Genomic DNA, 268 nt, shown 5'->3' on the forward strand with positions numbered 1-268 from the left:
TCCGGAGACGGCGCTGGCGCGCCTCCTCGCCATGAGGGTCAACGCATCACTTACTTATACGAATCCGGATCCGGCGAGTCCGACGGCTTGGCGAACTGGTTCTTCAGCTCGGGGCTGATCGGCGAGTTGAGGTTCAACCCCTTGGGCGCAATCTTCTGCGTGAACCACTTGTCGTAGATCTTCTGGCCCTCGCCGCCGGTATAGAGCGCCGCCGTCGCCGCATCGACCACCTTCTTGAAGGCCGGATCTTCCTTGCGCAGCATGATGC

The 268-nt window shown here is 61.6% G+C and carries 1 pseudogene; it reads right to left on the minus strand.

Annotated features, from left to right (window positions below):
• Positions 1 to 50 precede the first annotated feature (50 nt).
• Positions 51 to 268: pseudogene (locus tag QSV46_RS39870) on the minus strand (amino acid ABC transporter substrate-binding protein); the annotation flags it as partial.

Origin of the sequence: Bradyrhizobium cosmicum, from assembly GCF_032290525.1 — a bacterium.
GTDB lineage: Bacteria > Pseudomonadota > Alphaproteobacteria > Rhizobiales > Xanthobacteraceae > Bradyrhizobium > Bradyrhizobium cosmicum_A.